Source organism: Polaribacter sp. Hel_I_88, from assembly GCF_000687935.1.
Taxonomy (GTDB): domain Bacteria; phylum Bacteroidota; class Bacteroidia; order Flavobacteriales; family Flavobacteriaceae; genus Polaribacter.
Genome location: NZ_JHZZ01000001.1, coordinates 3759245 through 3777042 on the forward strand (window position 1 = coordinate 3759245; position 17798 = coordinate 3777042).

At 29.8% G+C, this 17798-nt stretch carries 15 protein-coding genes; 4 read left to right on the top strand and 11 right to left on the bottom strand.

Annotated features, from left to right (window positions below; genetic code table 11):
* Nucleotides 1–121 precede the first annotated feature (121 nt).
* Nucleotides 122–1405, bottom strand: a complete 1284-nt coding sequence (hisD, locus tag P161_RS0116805) for a histidinol dehydrogenase (RefSeq protein ID WP_026778054.1) — start codon at nucleotides 1403–1405, stop codon at nucleotides 122–124.
* Nucleotides 1406–1763: 358 nt separating this feature from the next.
* A complete protein-coding gene (gene hisG / locus P161_RS0116810) occupies nucleotides 1764–2621 on the bottom strand; it encodes an ATP phosphoribosyltransferase (RefSeq protein WP_026778055.1) in 858 nt (285 codons plus the stop codon).
* A gap of 452 nt (nucleotides 2622–3073) precedes the next feature.
* Between hisG and P161_RS0116815 the strand changes: the two genes are divergently transcribed.
* Together P161_RS0116815 and ttcA are read left to right on the top strand one after the other, a co-directional pair.
* Nucleotides 3074–3463: a hypothetical protein gene (locus P161_RS0116815; protein WP_026778056.1), complete on the top strand. Its 390-nt coding sequence runs from the start codon at nucleotides 3074–3076 to the stop codon at nucleotides 3461–3463.
* Between the two features lie 265 nt (nucleotides 3464–3728).
* Nucleotides 3729–4526 carry a tRNA 2-thiocytidine(32) synthetase TtcA gene (gene ttcA, locus P161_RS18830; protein WP_036841621.1) on the top strand — a complete coding sequence of 266 codons (798 nt, stop codon included), beginning with the start codon at nucleotides 3729–3731 and terminating at the stop codon, nucleotides 4524–4526.
* A gap of 24 nt (nucleotides 4527–4550) precedes the next feature.
* Here the strand turns inward: ttcA and P161_RS0116825 are convergent, their stop codons facing one another.
* The 4 genes from P161_RS0116825 to pheT form a co-directional block, all read right to left on the bottom strand.
* Nucleotides 4551–5165 carry a LysE family translocator gene (locus P161_RS0116825; RefSeq protein ID WP_026778057.1) on the bottom strand — a complete coding sequence of 205 codons (615 nt, stop codon included), beginning with the start codon at nucleotides 5163–5165 and terminating at the stop codon, nucleotides 4551–4553.
* Nucleotides 5166–5272: 107 nt separating this feature from the next.
* Nucleotides 5273–6322, bottom strand: coding sequence for a quinone-dependent dihydroorotate dehydrogenase (locus tag P161_RS0116830; RefSeq protein WP_026778058.1), 1050 nt, complete (start codon nucleotides 6320–6322; stop codon nucleotides 5273–5275).
* Nucleotides 6323–6327: 5 nt separating this feature from the next.
* Nucleotides 6328–7470, bottom strand: a complete 1143-nt coding sequence (locus P161_RS19220) for a lipopolysaccharide assembly protein LapB (protein WP_051605790.1) — start codon at nucleotides 7468–7470, stop codon at nucleotides 6328–6330.
* A gap of 3 nt (nucleotides 7471–7473) precedes the next feature.
* A complete protein-coding gene (pheT, locus tag P161_RS0116840) occupies nucleotides 7474–9900 on the bottom strand; it encodes a phenylalanine--tRNA ligase subunit beta (RefSeq protein ID WP_026778059.1) in 2427 nt (808 codons plus the stop codon).
* Between the two features lie 109 nt (nucleotides 9901–10009).
* Between pheT and P161_RS0116845 the strand changes: the two genes are divergently transcribed.
* On the top strand, nucleotides 10010–11224 hold the full coding sequence (locus P161_RS0116845) for a TlpA disulfide reductase family protein (RefSeq protein ID WP_026778060.1): 1215 nt from the start codon (nucleotides 10010–10012) through the stop codon (nucleotides 11222–11224).
* A 556-nt stretch (nucleotides 11225–11780) separates the two neighbouring features.
* Complete coding sequence (locus P161_RS0116850) at nucleotides 11781–13784, top strand: LTA synthase family protein (protein ID WP_026778061.1); 2004 nt, start codon at nucleotides 11781–11783, stop codon at nucleotides 13782–13784.
* On the opposite strand, the gene P161_RS0116855 is transcribed toward P161_RS0116850, so the two are convergent.
* From P161_RS0116855 to P161_RS0116875, 5 genes are read right to left on the bottom strand one after another with little or no spacing between them, the layout of a single operon-like run.
* Entirely contained in the window at nucleotides 13773–14345 is a 573-nt protein-coding gene (locus tag P161_RS0116855) for a phosphatase PAP2 family protein (RefSeq protein ID WP_026778062.1), read from the bottom strand. The two genes, P161_RS0116850 and P161_RS0116855, sit on opposite strands and share 12 nt — an antisense overlap.
* 1 nt (nucleotide 14346) lies before the next feature.
* The gene (locus tag P161_RS0116860) at nucleotides 14347–15504 is read right to left on the bottom strand and encodes a peptidylprolyl isomerase (protein WP_026778063.1); all 1158 of its coding nucleotides are present in this window, start codon (nucleotides 15502–15504) and stop codon (nucleotides 14347–14349) included.
* Nucleotides 15505–16233, bottom strand: coding sequence for an FKBP-type peptidyl-prolyl cis-trans isomerase (locus tag P161_RS0116865; protein ID WP_026778064.1), 729 nt, complete (start codon nucleotides 16231–16233; stop codon nucleotides 15505–15507).
* 9 nt (nucleotides 16234–16242) lie between these two features.
* The gene (gene gldI / locus P161_RS0116870; protein ID WP_026778065.1) at nucleotides 16243–16773 is read right to left on the bottom strand and encodes a gliding motility-associated peptidyl-prolyl isomerase GldI; all 531 of its coding nucleotides are present in this window, start codon (nucleotides 16771–16773) and stop codon (nucleotides 16243–16245) included.
* Nucleotides 16763–17791: a bifunctional oligoribonuclease/PAP phosphatase NrnA gene (locus P161_RS0116875; protein ID WP_026778066.1), complete on the bottom strand. Its 1029-nt coding sequence runs from the start codon at nucleotides 17789–17791 to the stop codon at nucleotides 16763–16765. The genes gldI and P161_RS0116875 overlap by 11 nt, the downstream gene beginning before the upstream one ends.
* Between the last annotated feature and the right edge of the window lie 7 nt (nucleotides 17792–17798).

Consider the following 17798-nt stretch of genomic DNA (forward strand, 5'->3'; position numbering starts at 1 on the left):
ACTGAATTTACATCAGCATATTATTGTTTATTTCCAATCCCTCAAAGGGTTTAAAACCCTTTGAGGGTATACTTTTATTATAAATCGTTTAACTTTAGGTACTGAAACAAGTTAAACACGATTACTTTAAGGTTTCTAACCTTAAAGTAACCGCATTTTTATGTGCTTGTAAACCTTCTGCTTCTGCCATTAATTCTATAGATTTCCCAATTGTTTGAATACCTTCTTTTGATATTTTTTGAAATGTAATACTTTTCAAAAAACTATCTAAATTTACGCCTGAATATGCTTTTGTAAATCCGTTTGTTGGCAATGTGTGATTGGTTCCTGATGCATAATCTCCTGCACTTTCTGGTGTATAATTACCAATAAAAACAGAACCTGCGTTTGCAATATTATCTACATAATAATCATTGTTATTTGTACAAACTATAAAATGTTCTGGACCATATTCGTTGATTAAATCTAACGCAATTTCATCTGTTTCAACAAATATTGATTTTGAATTGGCAATTGCTTTTTGTGCAATTTCTACTCTTGGCAGGTCTAAAATTTGTTTGTTAATTTCGGCTTCTACAGCTGTAATTAGTTTTTTTGATGTTGATACCAAAATAACTTGACTGTCAATGCCATGTTCTGCTTGGCTCAATAAATCTGAAGCTACAAAGCTTGCATTTGCAGCATTGTCTGCAACTACTAATAATTCACTTGGTCCTGCAGGCATATCAATGGCAACTCCAAATTTGGTCGCCAATTGTTTTGCAACTGTTACATATTGATTTCCTGGTCCAAATATTTTATAGACTTGTGGAATTGATTCTGTTCCAAAAGTTAATCCAGCAATTGCTTGAATTCCGCCAACTTTTATAATTTTAGTAACACCACAAAGTTTTGCTGCAAATAAAATTGCTGGATGAATTTTTCCTTTCTTGTTTGGTGGCGAACACAATACAATTTCTTTACAACCTGCAATTTGTGCAGGAATTGCCAACATTAAAACCGTTGAAAAAAGTGGTGCTGTTCCTCCAGGAATGTACAAACCAACTTTTTGAATCGGTCTTTTTTCTTGCCAACACTCAACTCCATTTGTGGTTTCTACAAAAACCTTATCCGTTTTTTGTGCGTTATGAAAAACAGTAATATTTTCATTTGCTAAAATAATTGCTTCTTTCAATTCGTTTGAAACTGCAGCAATAGCTTCTTCAATTTCAGCTTCTGAAACTACATTATTTTCTAAAGATACTCCATCAAATAATTGCGTGTATTTCTGCACAGCTTTGTCTCCTTCTTTTTTTACTTCCGTAAAAATTTCAGTAACTGTTTGCTCAATATCATCAACTGTTTTTGTGGGTCTTTGTAAAATTTGAGACCAAGTTGATTTTGCTGGATTTATAATTGTTTTCATCTTTTTTATTTCTCCTGCAAGGTATTAAAGACCTTGTAATTATTTTAGATTTTTGATGTATACCTACAAGGTTTTAAAAACCTTGCAGAAGTCGCTATTCATTTTAAGAGGCGAGATTTGGTATAAACTAGCCATTTGCGTTAGGGATTGAAGCCTTTCGTCAAGCTCAAGACAAGCATTTGTTTGAGCTCTTTTTTCTTTTTCAGAAAAAAAGCGAGTGCTGAAAGCCCGTTAAAACGCCCAAAAAAATATACTTTTTATTTTGAAATCAATTAGATTTCAATGTACATTTTAAATTATTTTGAACAGATCCTGAAACAAGTTCAGGATTTTATAATTTTTGAACGTTGTTCAAAAACTATAAAACCATATTTTCAATAGGACACACTAAAATTCCTTGTGCACCATTGGCTTTTAGCTCATCAATAACATCCCAAAATTTATCTTTATCGATTACTGAGTGAATTGAGCTCCAACCTTTTTCTGCCAAAGGCAACACAGTTGGACTTTTCATTCCTGGTAAAATATCGATGATTTTTTCTACCTTATCATTTGGTGCGTTTAACAATACATATTTAGATGATTTTCCTTTTAAAACCGACTGAATTCTAAACTGAATTTTCTCTAAAATGGCTTTGTTTTCTTCGGATATTTTAGGCGAAACTGCCAAAACTGCTTCCGATTTAAACAACACCTCAATTTCTTTTAATCCGTTTTTAAACAAGGTACTTCCACTAGAAACGATATCGCAAATTCCATCTGCCAAGCCAATATTTGGGGCAATTTCCACAGAACCGTTAATAATGTGTAATTGCGCATCAATATTGTATTTTTTCAGGTATTTTTTTACGGTTTCTGGATACGAAGTTGCGATTCTTTTACCTGCTAAATCTTTTAATGAATTGGCTGTTGACTCTTTTGGAACCGCGATTGAAACCTTGCATTTCGAAAATCCTAAACGCTCTACAAAATCGATATCTGTTCCTTTTTCAATTAAAACATTTTCGCCAATAATGGCTGCATCTACTACTCCATCTCGTAAATATTGAGGAATATCGCCATTTCTTAAATAGAAAACTTCTACTGGAAAATTTCTTGCGGATGCTTTTAATTGATCGATTCCATTATCGATAGAAATACCTATGTCTTTTAAGATTCCCATTGAATCTTCATTTAGTCTTCCTGATTTTTGTACTGCAATTCTTAAATTACTCATTATATTATTTAATAAATTACTAATTCCTTTATTTGATCCTGATAATCATCAGGATTATTCTTATTGCTTTTTTTTAAAAGCATTAAAAATAAAAAACCTGTTTGATTTGCTCAAACAGGTTTATAAATATCTTGACTTTATTCAATACATTTTTAAATCGCTTGATGGCAATTGTAAAAATGATGATGATGATTTTGAATAAATTTCATGTCTTTTTTTAATTATACAAATATCCAAATTTTATTTTGATTATTCCAAATGATGAACCTAAAAATTTTGTTAAACTGAAATATTTATCAAAATTTGAGTTTTTGTTTAATTTTTATTGTTCGTAAAATAGAAAGAGTGTTTTTCCTGTTGATTATTTGGTAAGAAAACTCGAACTTAGCTGAGTCTCGATATAACGAATTAAAACTTGATATATACGTTAAGTTGGCAAACATTTACAAAAAATGAGAATACGATACAAAAAGAAACAAGTAAATCTGAATTTATATTTAGGCATAATATGGTTTGCGAATGGAATTGTGCAAACTGTATTTAATGAAAACTCAAGTTGGTTTGACTATTTCTGGTTTTTATTGTCAGGAACTTATTTGATAATTTACTTTTATCAGAAAAAGGAAAAATATCTGACTGTTGAAAACGGAATTATAAAGCAGAATTGGCCTTTAGGAAAGAAAATGAAACTTAATGAAATAAAACGAATTAAGCATTTTGCTGGAGAGTATATTCTTAAATCGGAATTAAAGAAAATGAAAATCAATATTAGTTTAATAGAAGAAGAATCTTTGTCTGAATTAAAATCGGAATTGAAAAAACTAAATGTTGAGTGGAATTAAAAAAAAGATTTGCCAACACCATATATAATTTATTGCTGGCTTCTTACCTACTTACGAAAATCCTATCGGATTTTCTATGTCAGTAATTATTTATTAAATTAGTTGCTTAAACCACGCAACAAACCATATATAAACACGTTAGCGAACCTATACAAAAACTAAAATCCAAGCAACAACCTAAACCAATTTTAACTAAAAACCAGTTAACTTATTTTCTTTTATTTTTTCTGAAATTATAGTTCTAAAAACTACTATTTTTGCATCCATGAAAGAAGTAAAACAAGTTACTAAAAAATTGCAGAAAGCAGTTGCAGAAGCTATTCAACAATTCACCATGATTGCTGAAGGTGATAAAATAATGGTGTGTTTATCTGGAGGAAAAGATAGTTACACCTTGTTAGATATGTTGCTGTATTTTCAAAAAGTGGCACCAATTTCTTTCGATTTAATTGCTGTAAATCTCGATCAAAAACAACCAGGTTTTCCTGAGGAAGTTTTACCAACCTATTTAACAAACTTACAAGTCGATTATAAAATTATAGAGAAAAACACCTATAAAATTGTGATGGACAAAACTCCTGAAGGTAAAACTACTTGCAGTTTGTGTTCGCGTTTGCGAAGAGGAACTTTGTATGAAGCTGCCAAAGATTTGGGTTGTAACAAACTTGCTTTAGGACATCATAGAAATGATATTTTAGAAACCTTTTTCTTGAACTTCTTTTTTTCTGGGAAACTAGAAACCATGCCTCCAAAATTTAAAAATGATGCTGGAGATTTAGAAGTTTTAAGACCTTTGGCTTTTTGTAAAGAAAGTGATATTGAGGAATATTCAGATTTTAAAGACTTCCCAATAATTCCTTGTAATTTGTGTGGTTCTCAAGAAAATTTGCAACGTCAGAATGTAAAACAACTGATTGCTGATTGGGAAAAAGAGTTCCCAAATAGAAACGCAATTATGATGAATGCTTTGCAGAATGTTTCTCCTTCGCATTTATTAGACACCAAATTGTATGATTTTGAAAATTTAGAAAGTAAGATTGCTGATGAAGTTTTGATCAATTAATTTTTTTGTTATAAAAACAAGAATTTATATCAAAATTAGAACAGCAATCACCACAAAAACAACAATTTGCATCCATTTTAAATAGACACCAATTTTATTATTTTCTTTAATTTGTTCTGAAATGGTACCCGCTAAAATGGCTATTGCAGAAAAAATAATGAGTGAGACTGCCATGAATATCAATCCCAACACATAAAATTGAAGGATTGTTGACATTTTATCAGAAAACAAAAATCCAGGAAATAACGCTAAAAAGAAAATAGAAACTTTTGGGTTTAAAACATTCATAATAAACCCTTGTTTGAATAATTGTGTCGTCGTTTTCTTTGCTACATTATCATTTGAAAGTATAATGTTTGCATCCGATTTATAAACTTTGTATGCTAAATACAATAAGTAAATTGCGCCAAATAGTTTAATCGCAAAAAATAAATTTTCTGAGTTTTTTATAATCGCTGAAACTCCAAATGCTAGTAAAGTAGTGTGCACTAAACAACCTGAAATCAGCCCAAAAACGGTTGCTAAACCAAACTTTTTACCATTTACAATACTTTGTGTCAACACGAAAATATTATCTGGTCCTGGAGACAATGCTAAAAGAGATGTTGCAAGTGCAAAAGAAAATAAGGTTTCTAACATGTGGACGAAATTAGTCTTTTTCCAAAACAAAACTGAGTGAGATTCTGAAACGAGTTCAGAGTGACAAAACTAGGTTAGATTCTGAAATAAATTCAGAATGACAAATTTTACAAATTCTTTAAAACAGCTTTATTTATTCTTTTTACCAAACTTGGGCCTTCATAAATAAAACCTGTATAAATCTGTACCAAATCTGCTCCTGCCTTGATTTTTTCTAAAGCATCTTGTTCAGAATGGATACCTCCTACTCCAATAATCGGAAAAGATTTGTTTGAATTGTCTGCCAAATATTGAATCACTTTTGTACTCTGATTTTTGATTGGCTGACCACTTACTCCTCCATTTCCAATTTCTTGCAAACGTTCTTTTGAGGCTTTTAAATTATCTCTACTGGTGGATGTGTTGGATGCAATCACACCATCAATCTTAGTTTCTGCAACCAATTCTATAATTTCATCTAATTGTTGGTTATTTAAATCTGGAGCAATTTTTAATAAAATAGGTCTCGACTGCGCTCGACCTGACATAGAAAGTTCTGTATTTAATTTTTGGCAAGCAGAAATCAACTCTATCAAATAATCTTTGTCATTTAATTTTGCATGACTTCCCACATTTGGGCAGCTAACATTTAGCACAAAATAATCTACATAAGGATGCAAACCTTCAAAACATTCTAAATAATCTGCTGTATAATTTTCTGGTAATGTTTGGGTATTTTTACCAATATTTCCACCAATTATTACATTGCCTTTGTTCTTTTTTAATTGCTGAATGGCAACTTCCAAACCTTCGTTGTTAAAGCCCATTCTATTGATAATTCCTTGATCGTCTTTTAAACGGAATAATCTTTTTTTAGGATTCCCAACTTGCCCTTTTGGGGTTACTGTACCTATTTCTATAAAACCAAAACCGAAATTTGCCAATTCGTTATACAAAACAGCATTTTTATCAAATCCAGCAGCCAAACCCACAGGATTTTTAAACGTTAAACCAAATAAAGTTCGTTCTAATTTTTTATCATTTACTTGATACAAACTTCTAAAAAATCCTGACATAAACGGAATTTTACACAAAAAGCGTATCAACGAAAAAGTAAAATAATGTACTTTTTCTGGATCAAAAAGAAAAAAAACGGGTCTTATCAGTAGTTTGTACATAGGTATTATTTTGAAAACCAGTTTTTAAATTCTTTCGTTTTTATAAATGCTGGCGCAAATTCAGATAAATTAAACTTTAATTCTTCTTTATCAATCTCAAATTTGTTCACGTATAATTCTAAAATTTCAATAACTTTTTCAGTATTATTTGTCTCCAAGTAAATACCTAAAGCACTGTCATAAGCATCTATAAAATCTGGATATTCAAGATTTATAATGGCATACTTCCCTAAAGCATTTTCATAGTCTTTTTCGAAATAATAAATATTACCTTTTATATAATTTAAAAATGGGTCTCCTCCTAAAAGTTCGTCTAGTTTATCAATCGATTTTATAGCCTTATCAAATTCTTTTTTATAAATTAAACCATCCAAAGAAACTAAATATAAACTAGGATCATTTGGGAATCTTTTTTCATAATCTTTAATGGCTTTATAATACAAATCTTCAGATAAATTGAAGGTTAGCATGATATTTACCAATTGAAATGCCTTTGTAACTTTTGAAGAATTACTAATGGATTTGTAAACTTTATGCGCTTCTTTAAATTTACCAGCTGCATTTAACTCTTTAACTTCAATCAGTTTTAGAGCATCTTGATACACTGTAATTTCTGTTAAATCTTTAGTTAAAACGTTCGATTTATCTAAAATAGATTTATAATAGGTTCTATAGGTATCACTCAAATATTCACCAGACATATAAATGTACATATCTACGATTTTGAGCTCGCCATTTATTTCTTTCACTAAATAATCATGATAATTTAAACCTTCTCCATAAAGCCTAAAAAGCAAATGAAAATTGTTTTTTTCATCTTCATAAGCTCTTATAAATTCATAGGAACCTCCTTCGCTTTTTTGTGCAACCAGCATTTCACCAAAGTTGAAATTTCTGGAAAAACCCATAAAAAACCCCGCGTTAAATTCATGCACTTCTTTATCAGCAGATTTTAAAAGAAAAATATCCGCAAAAGCTTTTACATCATAAAGCTCATTCATTGCAGGTATATCATCTCTATCTGACTTGTTTTGAAGACTAAAACCTAAATTCGTTACATCTTCTAAAGTAATTTTCGTTTTTTCTTTTTCTTTAACACAAGAAAAACTGATTGCTATAAAAAGAAAGTAAGTAATTTTTTTTATCATATTTTATCTTAAAACAGCTTCTAAATTTTTCTCAAAACTTTGTTGTAATTTTTGCATCACTTTATCTATCTGATTATCTTCTAGAGTTTTAGAATCATCTTGCAACACAAAGCTTACTGCATACGATTTTTTACCTTCTGGTAATTTATCACCTTCATACACATCAAATAAATCTACTTCTTTTAAAATATTTTTTTCTGATTGAAAAGCCATATTGTAAATCTCTTTAAACTGAGTTTTAGCATCTAATAGCAAAGCTAAATCTCTTTTAACAGATGGAAATTTAGAAATCTCAGAAACTTTTAACTGTTTTTTACTTGCTAATTTTAGAATATTATCCCAATTAAAATCTGCAAATAATACTTCTTGCTTAATTCCGAATTCTTTTAATATCGATTTTCTTACAACCCCAAACTCAGCTACTTTAATTTTTCCTAAACTTAAAGTAATTCCTTCAGAAAATACATCGTTTTTAGTTGGCGACGTTTTAAAATTACTAATTCCTAATCTTTCTAAAACTGATGCTATAATTCCTTTTACATAAAAGAAATCTGAAGTTGCTGATTTGCTATTCCAAGTATCTTTTGTTCTGTTTCCAGTTACAAATAATGTTAAGTGTTTATCTTCTTGATATTTGCTATTATAGTTATGGTATGTTTTACCAAATTCATAAAACTTTAACGAGTTATTTCTTCTATTTAAATTGTAAGAAACAGACTCTAAACCACTAAATAACAAAGACTGACGCATTACATCTAAATCGTTACTCAAAGGGTTTAACATGGCAACATTTGCTTCTTCATTTATATTTTCTGACAATTTTGTATAATCAGATTTTGTTAAAGAATTCGCCATGGTTTCATTAAAACCTAAAGCACTTAATTGATCTGCAATAATGTTTTCAATTTTAGTTTCTTTGTTAGAATCAAAAGAAATTGACGTGTTTAACTTGTGAGAAAACTCAATATTATTGTAGCCATATACTCGTAAAATTTCCTCAATAATATCAGCTTCTCTTTGCACATCTGTTCTATAAGATGGAATTGTTAAGCCTAAACCACCTTCAGTTTCGCTATTAATTTTAATTTCTAAAGAAGCTAAGATATTTTTAATTTTCTCTTTCGGAATTTCTTGTCCTATTAATCTGTATGCATTTTGATAAGAGAAAAACACTTGAAAATCTTCCACTTTTACTGGGTAAAAATCAGAAATATCAGATGCTAATTTTCCACCTGCATATTCTTCAATTAACAATGCTGCTCTTTTTAAAGCATACTCTGTCATATTAATATCAATTCCTCTTTCAAATCTAAAAGAAGCATCCGTATTTAAAGCGTGTCTTTTTGCTGTTTTCCTGATAGAAACAGGGTTAAAATAAGCACTTTCTAAAAATATTGATGTGGTATGTTCTGTAACTCCAGATTGTAAACCTCCAAAAACACCTCCTAAACAAAGTGGATTTTCATCAGCATCACAAATCATAATATCATCAGCAGAAAGTGTTCTTTCAATTCCATCTAAAGTTACAAATTTGGTTCCCTCTTTTAAAGTTTTCACTTTAATTTTAGTTCCCTTAATTTTCTGAACGTCAAAAGCATGTAAAGGCTGCCCAAGCTCATGCAACACATAATTTGTAATATCTACAATATTATTTTTGGGTGCAATTCCGATTGCTTTTAAATGATTCTGAATAAATTCTGGTGAATCTTTTACTGTAATATCTGTAATTGTAATTCCACAATAACGAGGTACCAATTCTTTATCTTCCACTTCCACATCAAAACGAAAAGTTCTTTCATCTACGTGAAAATTACTAACAGAAGGCGAAATTAATTCCTTCTGAACATCTTTTTGCATTAAACCTGCTCTTAAATCTCTAGCAACTCCATAATGACTCATGGCATCAGATCTGTTGGGTGTTAAACCAATTTCAAAAACATAGTCTGTTTTGATGTTAAAAACATCCGAAGCTAAAGTTCCTTCTTTTAATTTTTCATCTAAAACTAGAATTCCATCATGATCACTTCCTAGACCTAATTCGTCTTCAGCGCAAATCATCCCATGACTTTCTTCGCCTCTAATTTTCCCTTTTTTTATTTTGAAACCTTCCCCTTTGTCATCGTACAACATGGTTCCAATAGTAGCAACAGGTACTTTTTGCCCAGCAGCAACATTAGGTGCTCCACAAACAATTTGTACAGGTTTTCCATCTCCTAAATCTACAGTAGTTATTTTTAATCTGTCTGCATTTGGATGCTGCACACAGGTTAAAACTTTACCAACAACAATGCCTTTTAAGCTTCCTTTTATAGATTCTTTGGTTTCAATTCCTTCTACCTCCAAACCTAAATCAGTTAACAACTCCCCTGTTTTAGTTGCATCCCAGTCAATTTTTACAAATTGTTGTAACCAATTATAAGATATTTTCATGTTTTTTCTTCAAATTTTTCAGCGGCTAAATTAACCAATTTTAAGGGTTTTATTAAATATTGATGTAAGTATTTTATTGTAAATTTGAGCTTTATTTTAAATATTATCGATGCGTTTTTTATTATTGACTCTCAGTTTTTTACTTTTTATTTCTTGTGATACAGAAACTACTAAAACTTTAGATTCTGGCACATACAGAGCCGTTTTACAAGTTCAAGACAACCAAGAATTGCCCTTTATTTTTGAAGTTAAAAACGATTCTCTCTTCACTATTTTTAATGCTGATGAAATTATTACTGTTGATGAAGTTACGTATAAGAATGATTCTATAGTGATTCAAACACCCGTTTTTGAAGGATACATCATTGCAAAAATCGAAGAAAACTCCTTAAAAGGTAATTTTATAAAACCAAGTTTAGATCAGATTGTGCCATTTAAAGCGACTAAAAGTAACAATCGGTTTTCATCTAAAAAAGAGGCAGCTATAAATGTTTCTGGAAACTGGGAAACCATTTTTAGTGCAGATCATAAAGTTGACACTTATCTTGCGAAAGGAATTTTTACACAAAAAGATAATAAAGTTACAGGAACTTTTAGAACCACAACTGGCGATTACAGATATTTGGAAGGTATTGTTGATGGCGATTCTTTAAAGCTTTCTACTTTTGATGGTTCTCACGCATTCTTATTTACAGCAAAAGCAACAGATTCTACTTTAAATGGATATTTTTATTCTGGCAATCATTGGAAAGAACCTTTTACAGCAAAACTAAATAATGAGTACGAATTGCCTAATGAAGAGAATTTAACATACATTAAAAAAGGTTACGAATATTTTGATTTTTCTTTTCCTGATACAAGAGGAAGAGTGGTTTCTTTGAGTGATCCTGAATTTAATGATAAAGTGATTATTTTACAAATTATGGGAACTTGGTGCCCAAATTGTTTGGATGAAAGCAAGTTTTTGGTCAATTATGTAAAGGAAAATCCAAATAAAAATTTGCAAATTATTGCATTGGCGTTTGAAGAAGCAAAAACAAGAGAAATTGCTTATGAGAGAATTAAGCGTTTTAAAAACCGAATAGGAATTGAATATCCTGTATTGTTAGCGCAATTTGGTAATTTGGCGAATAAAACTTTAGCACAACAAAAATTACCAATGTTAAATCATATCATTTCTTATCCAACAACCATTTTTATGGATAAATCAGGTAAGGTTAGGAAAATTCACACTGGTTTTAATGGCCCAGCAACTGGCGAAAAATATACAGAATTCACAAAAGAATTTGAGGTTTTTGTTGACGAATTGCTGAATGAAGATTAATTTCTTTGCCACGAATTCTTGAATTTTTTTCTCGGTAAAATGTCGCTCCTAAGGAGCTAAATAATTTTTGATAAATTAAAAGTCAATCAGATACAAATTAAAAAAAAAATTTGAAAATGTCACTTTTTAATTCGTGAATTCGTGACATTTTTTTTAAAATTTTGATTGATAAAACTCTAAAAAATCTTACTCAATAAACAAATATTTTATATATCGCCTTTCTAAGGCTTAGCGTAATTTTAAATTATTTTTTATTATTAATATTTCATCCCTATGGGATTTTCAGCTCTGTAAGAGCTAAATGTTAATAAAAAATTTACAAAAACATTTTTAAGCTCCTTAGGAGCGAAATTTAATAAGATAACAGTAATACTTAATCATAAATAAATTCAAATAAAATTTAAAAACTTCAACTTTTTTAATTCGTGAATTCGTGGCATTTTTTTTAAAAATTTCTATTGATATCATTTAAAAAACTATATAAATTCGAAGCAAATAAAACTTAATTCGATTTATCAAATTCAAAATAAATATCTTTGCTTTTTAATTGAAAATAATGCTCCAAAAAATTCCCAATTACATAAAATACATTTTTAGCAATTTCATTTTGTTAATTGTTTTTAATTTCATTTTTAGAATCCTCTTTTACTCCTTTTTTGCAGAATTAGAAACTGCAACTTCCACCGAAATTCAAAAAGCATTTTGGCTAGGTTTGCGTTTCGATATAAAATTAGCTTCGATTGTTCTTTTTCCATTAGCACTTTTAGTTTTAATTTTCAATAGACGTTTTTTTAGCAATTCATTTTATAAAAAATTCGCAACTTTTTATTTGATTCTTGCCTACATTATTTTAACCATATTTTACTTAATCGATTTTGGTTATTATGATTATTTATCTATTAGATTAGATGCTGCTTCGCTTCGTTTTTTGGAAGATTTAAAAATATCTACACAAGTTTTATTTGAAAGTTATCCTGTTTTTAAAGGTTTACTCGGGTTTTTAATTCTCGGTTTTGTAATTTATAAACTTTCTCGATTTTTATATGTCAAATTTAAAAATCATCAAATTAATCGCTCTAAAAAAGTAAAAACCGTATATTTTATAGTTACTTTTTTATTGTTGTCTTTTAGTATTTACAATAGTTTTTCTCATTATCCTTTAAGATGGAGTGAAGCTTTTTTCTCTAAAAATAGCAAAGTAAATCAATTTGCATTAAATCCTGTTTTATACTTTTTCGATAGCTTTAAATTTAGAAGTGAAGGTGTTAATATGGCCGAATTCAAAAAATATTACCCTGTAATTGCCGAACATTTAGGGTTACCAAAAGATTCTGTTTCCTTTGAAAGAAAAGTAGTTTTTGAAGATTCTTTAAAAACAAAACCAAACGTTGTTTTTGTGATGTTAGAATCTGTGGGCGTAAAACCTTTAAGTTACTATGGAAACCCAATCAACAGTTCACCAAAAATAGATTCTTTAATTCCTAAAAGTTTAAATTTCTCTAATTTTTTCGTGCATAAATCAGGAACTGCAGCCAGCGTTTTTGCGAGTGTTACTGGGTTGCCAGATATAGATGACGTAAACACAGCTTCTAGAAACCCGATGATTATAGATCAGCGTATTTTATTTGATCAATTTGAAGGTTATGAAAAATTGTACTTTTTAGGAGGAAGTGCAAATTGGGCAAACATCCGTGGAATTTTTCAAGCAAACATAAAAGGTTTAAAAATCTTTGAAGAAGGTAGTTATGAAACTGAAAACAGAGCTGATGTTTGGGGAATTGATGATTACGAATTGTTTAAAGAATCTGATAAGGAGTTGCAAAAATTGCATCAACAAAACAAACCATTTGTAGCGTATATTCAAACTGCCAGTAACCACATTCCATTTACAGTTCCTGATCAAAAAGAAAGTTTTACTCCGCTTGCTGAAACCGATATTTCTGACGATTTATTAGAAAAATCTGGTTTTAAATCGGTTGCTCAATTAAATGCCATGCGTTATATAGATTTTAATATTGGTCGTTTTTTAGAAAGAGCAAAAACTGCTGGGTATTATGAAAATACTGTGTTTGTATTTTTTGGCGATCATAACACAATGATGAACAGAAATCATCAATATACAAATGAGCACGATTTAAACATCAACCTACAACACGCACTTTTCTTTGTACATGCTCCAAAATTTGTAGAATCAAAAGAAATTACTAAAAATGCAAAATTAATTGATTTATTTCCAACAGTAATGAGTTTGATAAAAATGGATTATACCAATTACACTTTAGGAAGCAATCTTTTGGATAGTTCTAGCACAAGAAAACCTTCTTCTTTTGTGTATCTTAAAATGAATGGAGAACCTACTGTTGGCCTACTACAAGACAGTTTGTATTATTCCAAAACTAACATCAGCAAAACAAAAGGTTTGTATAATTTAAATGCTGAAAATTTGATAGATTTAAAAGCAGAATATCCAAAGAAAGCATTAGAAATGGATAGCCTTTTAAATGCGTATTATCACGCAACTAAATATTTATATTTCAATAATAAAAAGTTAGAGAAATAATTTTTTATCGAGTTTTTTAAAGAAGAAATAATAGATATTAGCCAATAAAATTCCGGTTAAAATTCCGACAAAAACATCCGAAGGAAAATGAACTCCTAAATACAACCTACTGTACGCAAAAAATAGTGGGAAAATTAAAATAAAGTAAATCTGCTTATATCTTTCTCTCAATAAAAAGATTGTAAATAAAGAGAAAAAAGTGGATGTTGTTGCATGTCCAGACATAAAACTATGACTCTGTGGATTCGTAAACTCTCTTAAAGAAGTTCGCAGAGAATTCATAATTTCTGGATCGTTATTGGGTCTTAATCTAAAGGTGTTATCTTTTATAAAAACGGTTAATTGGTCTGAAATTGTAACCAATAAAATCATGGCTAAAATCATAACTCCACCACGTTTCCAACCAAATGTTTTTACAACTAATATTAAAATAAAAAGGAACAATGGAGCCCAGTAAAATTGGTTTGTAATTCCCAACCAAAATGAGTCCCATTGTTCACTTCCTAAATTGTTTAAGAAAACGGATAGTTCTTTGTCTTTTTGTATAATTGAATCGAACAAATTATTTTCCTATTTCTAAAATTTCTATTTCAAAAACCAAATCTGACTTTGCAGGAAATGGTCCGTATTTTGCTTCACCAAAGCCAATGTAATAAGGTACGAATAAGCGCGCTTTTTCACCAACTCTCATATTTATAACACCTTCCTTAAAACCAGTAATCATTGGTTTTTCTGCATCATCTAACTGAAACACAAATGGCTGACCACCATCTTTTGTAGATTGAATTTGAGTACCATCTGCAGTGTACAAAGTAAAATGAGATTTTACAGGCTTGTTGGTTGCTATTTTTTTTCCTGTAGGATTTTCCTTTAACATTAAAATACCTAAACCAGAGGTTGTTTTTGTTGCTTTTTCTTCATCCATTTTGGCAAAAAAATCAGCTTTATTTTCTAAATATTTAGCATATCTAGCTGCTTCTGCTGTGGCTTCTTGCTCTTTTCTTGTTTTCTTATTTTCAGCATATAAAGCCATCTCATTATCAAAAACTTCGCCTGCTTTATAAGAATCAGCTTTATCACCAATTCTTATAATATTAATAGTGAAAATTGTATCGAACTGAACAATATCATTTAAAACAACATTTCTTAAAGAATCTATGGCATTTTTAAGTTTTGTATCGTCTTTAATGTTCTTTTTTAAAGTAGCTAATTGAGTGGAGTTTACAATAGTTTTTCCAAAAACGGAATGTTTACCATCTAAATGTGGAATTTCTCTATGCGTTATAAAAAACTGACTCCCATTAGATTCTGGACCTCCATTTGCCATGGATAGCATTCCAGCATCATCATGTTTATACAATAAAGCACCATTTTCATCTTTAGGAAACTCGTCTCCAAAACGATAACCAGCAGTTCCTCTTCCAGTTTCTGTAGGATCTCCAGCTTGCACAATAAAGTTGTTGACAACTCTATGAAAACGAATGCCATCGTAAAACTTTTTCCCTTTTAAAGAATCAGTAACATTATTATTAGTGCCTTCTGCTAGAGAAACAAAATTAGCAACAGTCATTGGCACATCATCTGCATATAACTCTAAAAATATGTCACCTTTGTTCGTTTGTATTTCTGCATACAAGCCATCTTCTAAACTTTTATATTTAGAAGATTGGCAAGCTGTTATAGTTAAAAAAACAACAAATATATAAGCTATATTTCTCATTTATTGTTCTAAAATATCTAAAATCTCTACATCAAAAATTAAGGTAGAAAAAGGTAAGATTAAAGCACCTCTTTGTTGAGCTCCGTAAGCAATTTCTTGAGGAATAAAAAATCTGTATTTAGCACCTTCATTCATCAATAATAAACCTTCTGTAAAACCAGGAATAAATTGATTTGGACTTGCTTCATAAGGCTCATTTCTATCTACAGAGCTATCAAAAACTTCTCCATTTATGGTAGTTCCATGATAATGTAATTTAATTTTAGAAGTAGCTACTGGCTTTTCTCCTGTACCTTCTTCTAAAACCATATATTGTAATCCACTATCTGTAGTCATTACATTTTCTTTCACTTTATTTTCAGCTAAAAAATCTTCACCAGCTTTTTTATTATCACCAAACTTTACTTCTGCATCTTTGGCTGCTTTTTCTTGTTGTTCTTTCATTTTTTCAGCTTGTTGCTTTTGAAAAAATGAAGCCAAAAAAGCATTTAAGTCTTCTTGAGCAATCAACATATTTGTTGAATCCATTCCATTTCTATACCCTTGTAAAAATAAATCGGTATTTGCTTTTTCAAAATTAGCTTTTACTTTAACAGCCATATCCATCCCTAAAGCATAACTTGCAGAATCTATTTCAGTTTCTAAAGACTTTGCGTCTGGTTTTTGATTTCCACAAGAAACCATCATTGTTAAAACTGCTACAATTGCTAAACTTTTTAATACTCTCATTTTTCTATTTTATTTAATGTTTATTAATGTTACTGTACTTTTTATTGATTGGTTTATTCCAATTTTATTGTTATCTCCTGTAATGCCAAAAGCACTATAAGAAGGAATGACAAAGGTAATAGTTTCTCCTATTTTCATCAACTTTATTCCTTTTTGTAAAGCAGAAATAAAATCTTCTTCATCTACTCTATAATTTTTTACTCCTAATGCATCTTTACTATAAATTATGCTGTCATTTAAAGCTGTAATATTGTATTCTAAAACAACCTCATTTCCTTTTTCTGGAGTTGGTAAATCTTCTTCAATTTTATGAATGTATGTGTACCAAAAACCATTTGAAGACTGCAAATACACATTTGTACTATCGTTTTCTATCAAACTTAGAATTTTTTCATCTTCCAATTTATTTAAAATTTTATTTTGTTTCATGGTTTCAAAATAAAAAGTAGTCGATGGTTTTGGGTTGATAGGTTTTCTAGGTGTTACTTTAGAACAAGAAACACACAAGATTATCAATAAAAATAAAAAACTATATTTCATAAGAATTTTCTAATGCTGATTGATATTGCTCTAATAATCCTGAAAATTTAGTGACAGTTTCTGTCATTGACATATTCGATTTTCCACCAGCAGCGTTATCATGTCCTCCACCTTCAAAATGATTTCTTGCAAACTGATTTACCGAAAATTTTCCTTTAGATCTAAAAGATATTTTAACAAGATTTTGCTCACTATCTTCAATAAAAATAGCAGCAAAAACAATTCCTTTTAAAGAAAGTGCATAATTTACAACACCTTCTGTATCTCCTTTTTGAAAATCAAAACGTTTTTTTTCTTCGTCTGTTAAAGTGATGTATGCTGTTTTATAGGCTGGTAAAATTTGCAAGTTACTCAGTGCTTTTCCTAACAATAACAATCTATTATAAGAATTTGCATCATATACATTATTATGTATACGATCGTTTTCTGCTCCTTTATCAATTAAGTCAGCAATAATTCTGTGCGTTTTACTTGTGGTAGATCTAAATCTGAAAGAACCAGTATCTGTCATAATACCTGTATACAAGCAAGTTGCAATAGCAGCATCAATTAAATCTACATCATTATTCATTTCTATAAATTGATACACCATTTGGCAAGTAGAACAAATTTCGGTATCAGAATACATATAGGTTACATCATCTGGTTGTTGATGATGATCGATCATTGCAAAATCATTTGGATATTTCTCCAACGTATTTTGCATGTCATACCCTACTCTATGCAACGTATTAAAGTCTAAAAGAAAGATAATGTCTGAATTGCTAATCGCTTTTTGCGACTGTTTGTTTTGCCAGTCAAATCTGTAAACTGTTTCAGAACCTGGCAGCCAATGTAAAAAATCTGGATATTCATTTGGCATTACAACAGTTGCTGAATGCCCTTTTTTATCCAAATAATGTTTTAAGGCTAAAGTAGACCCTACAGCATCTCCATCTGGGTTTCTATGCCCAATGATTACAATATTTTTAGGTTTTTCTAAAAACCTTTTTAAATCTTCAAATCCTTTTAAAATCATAAGATGC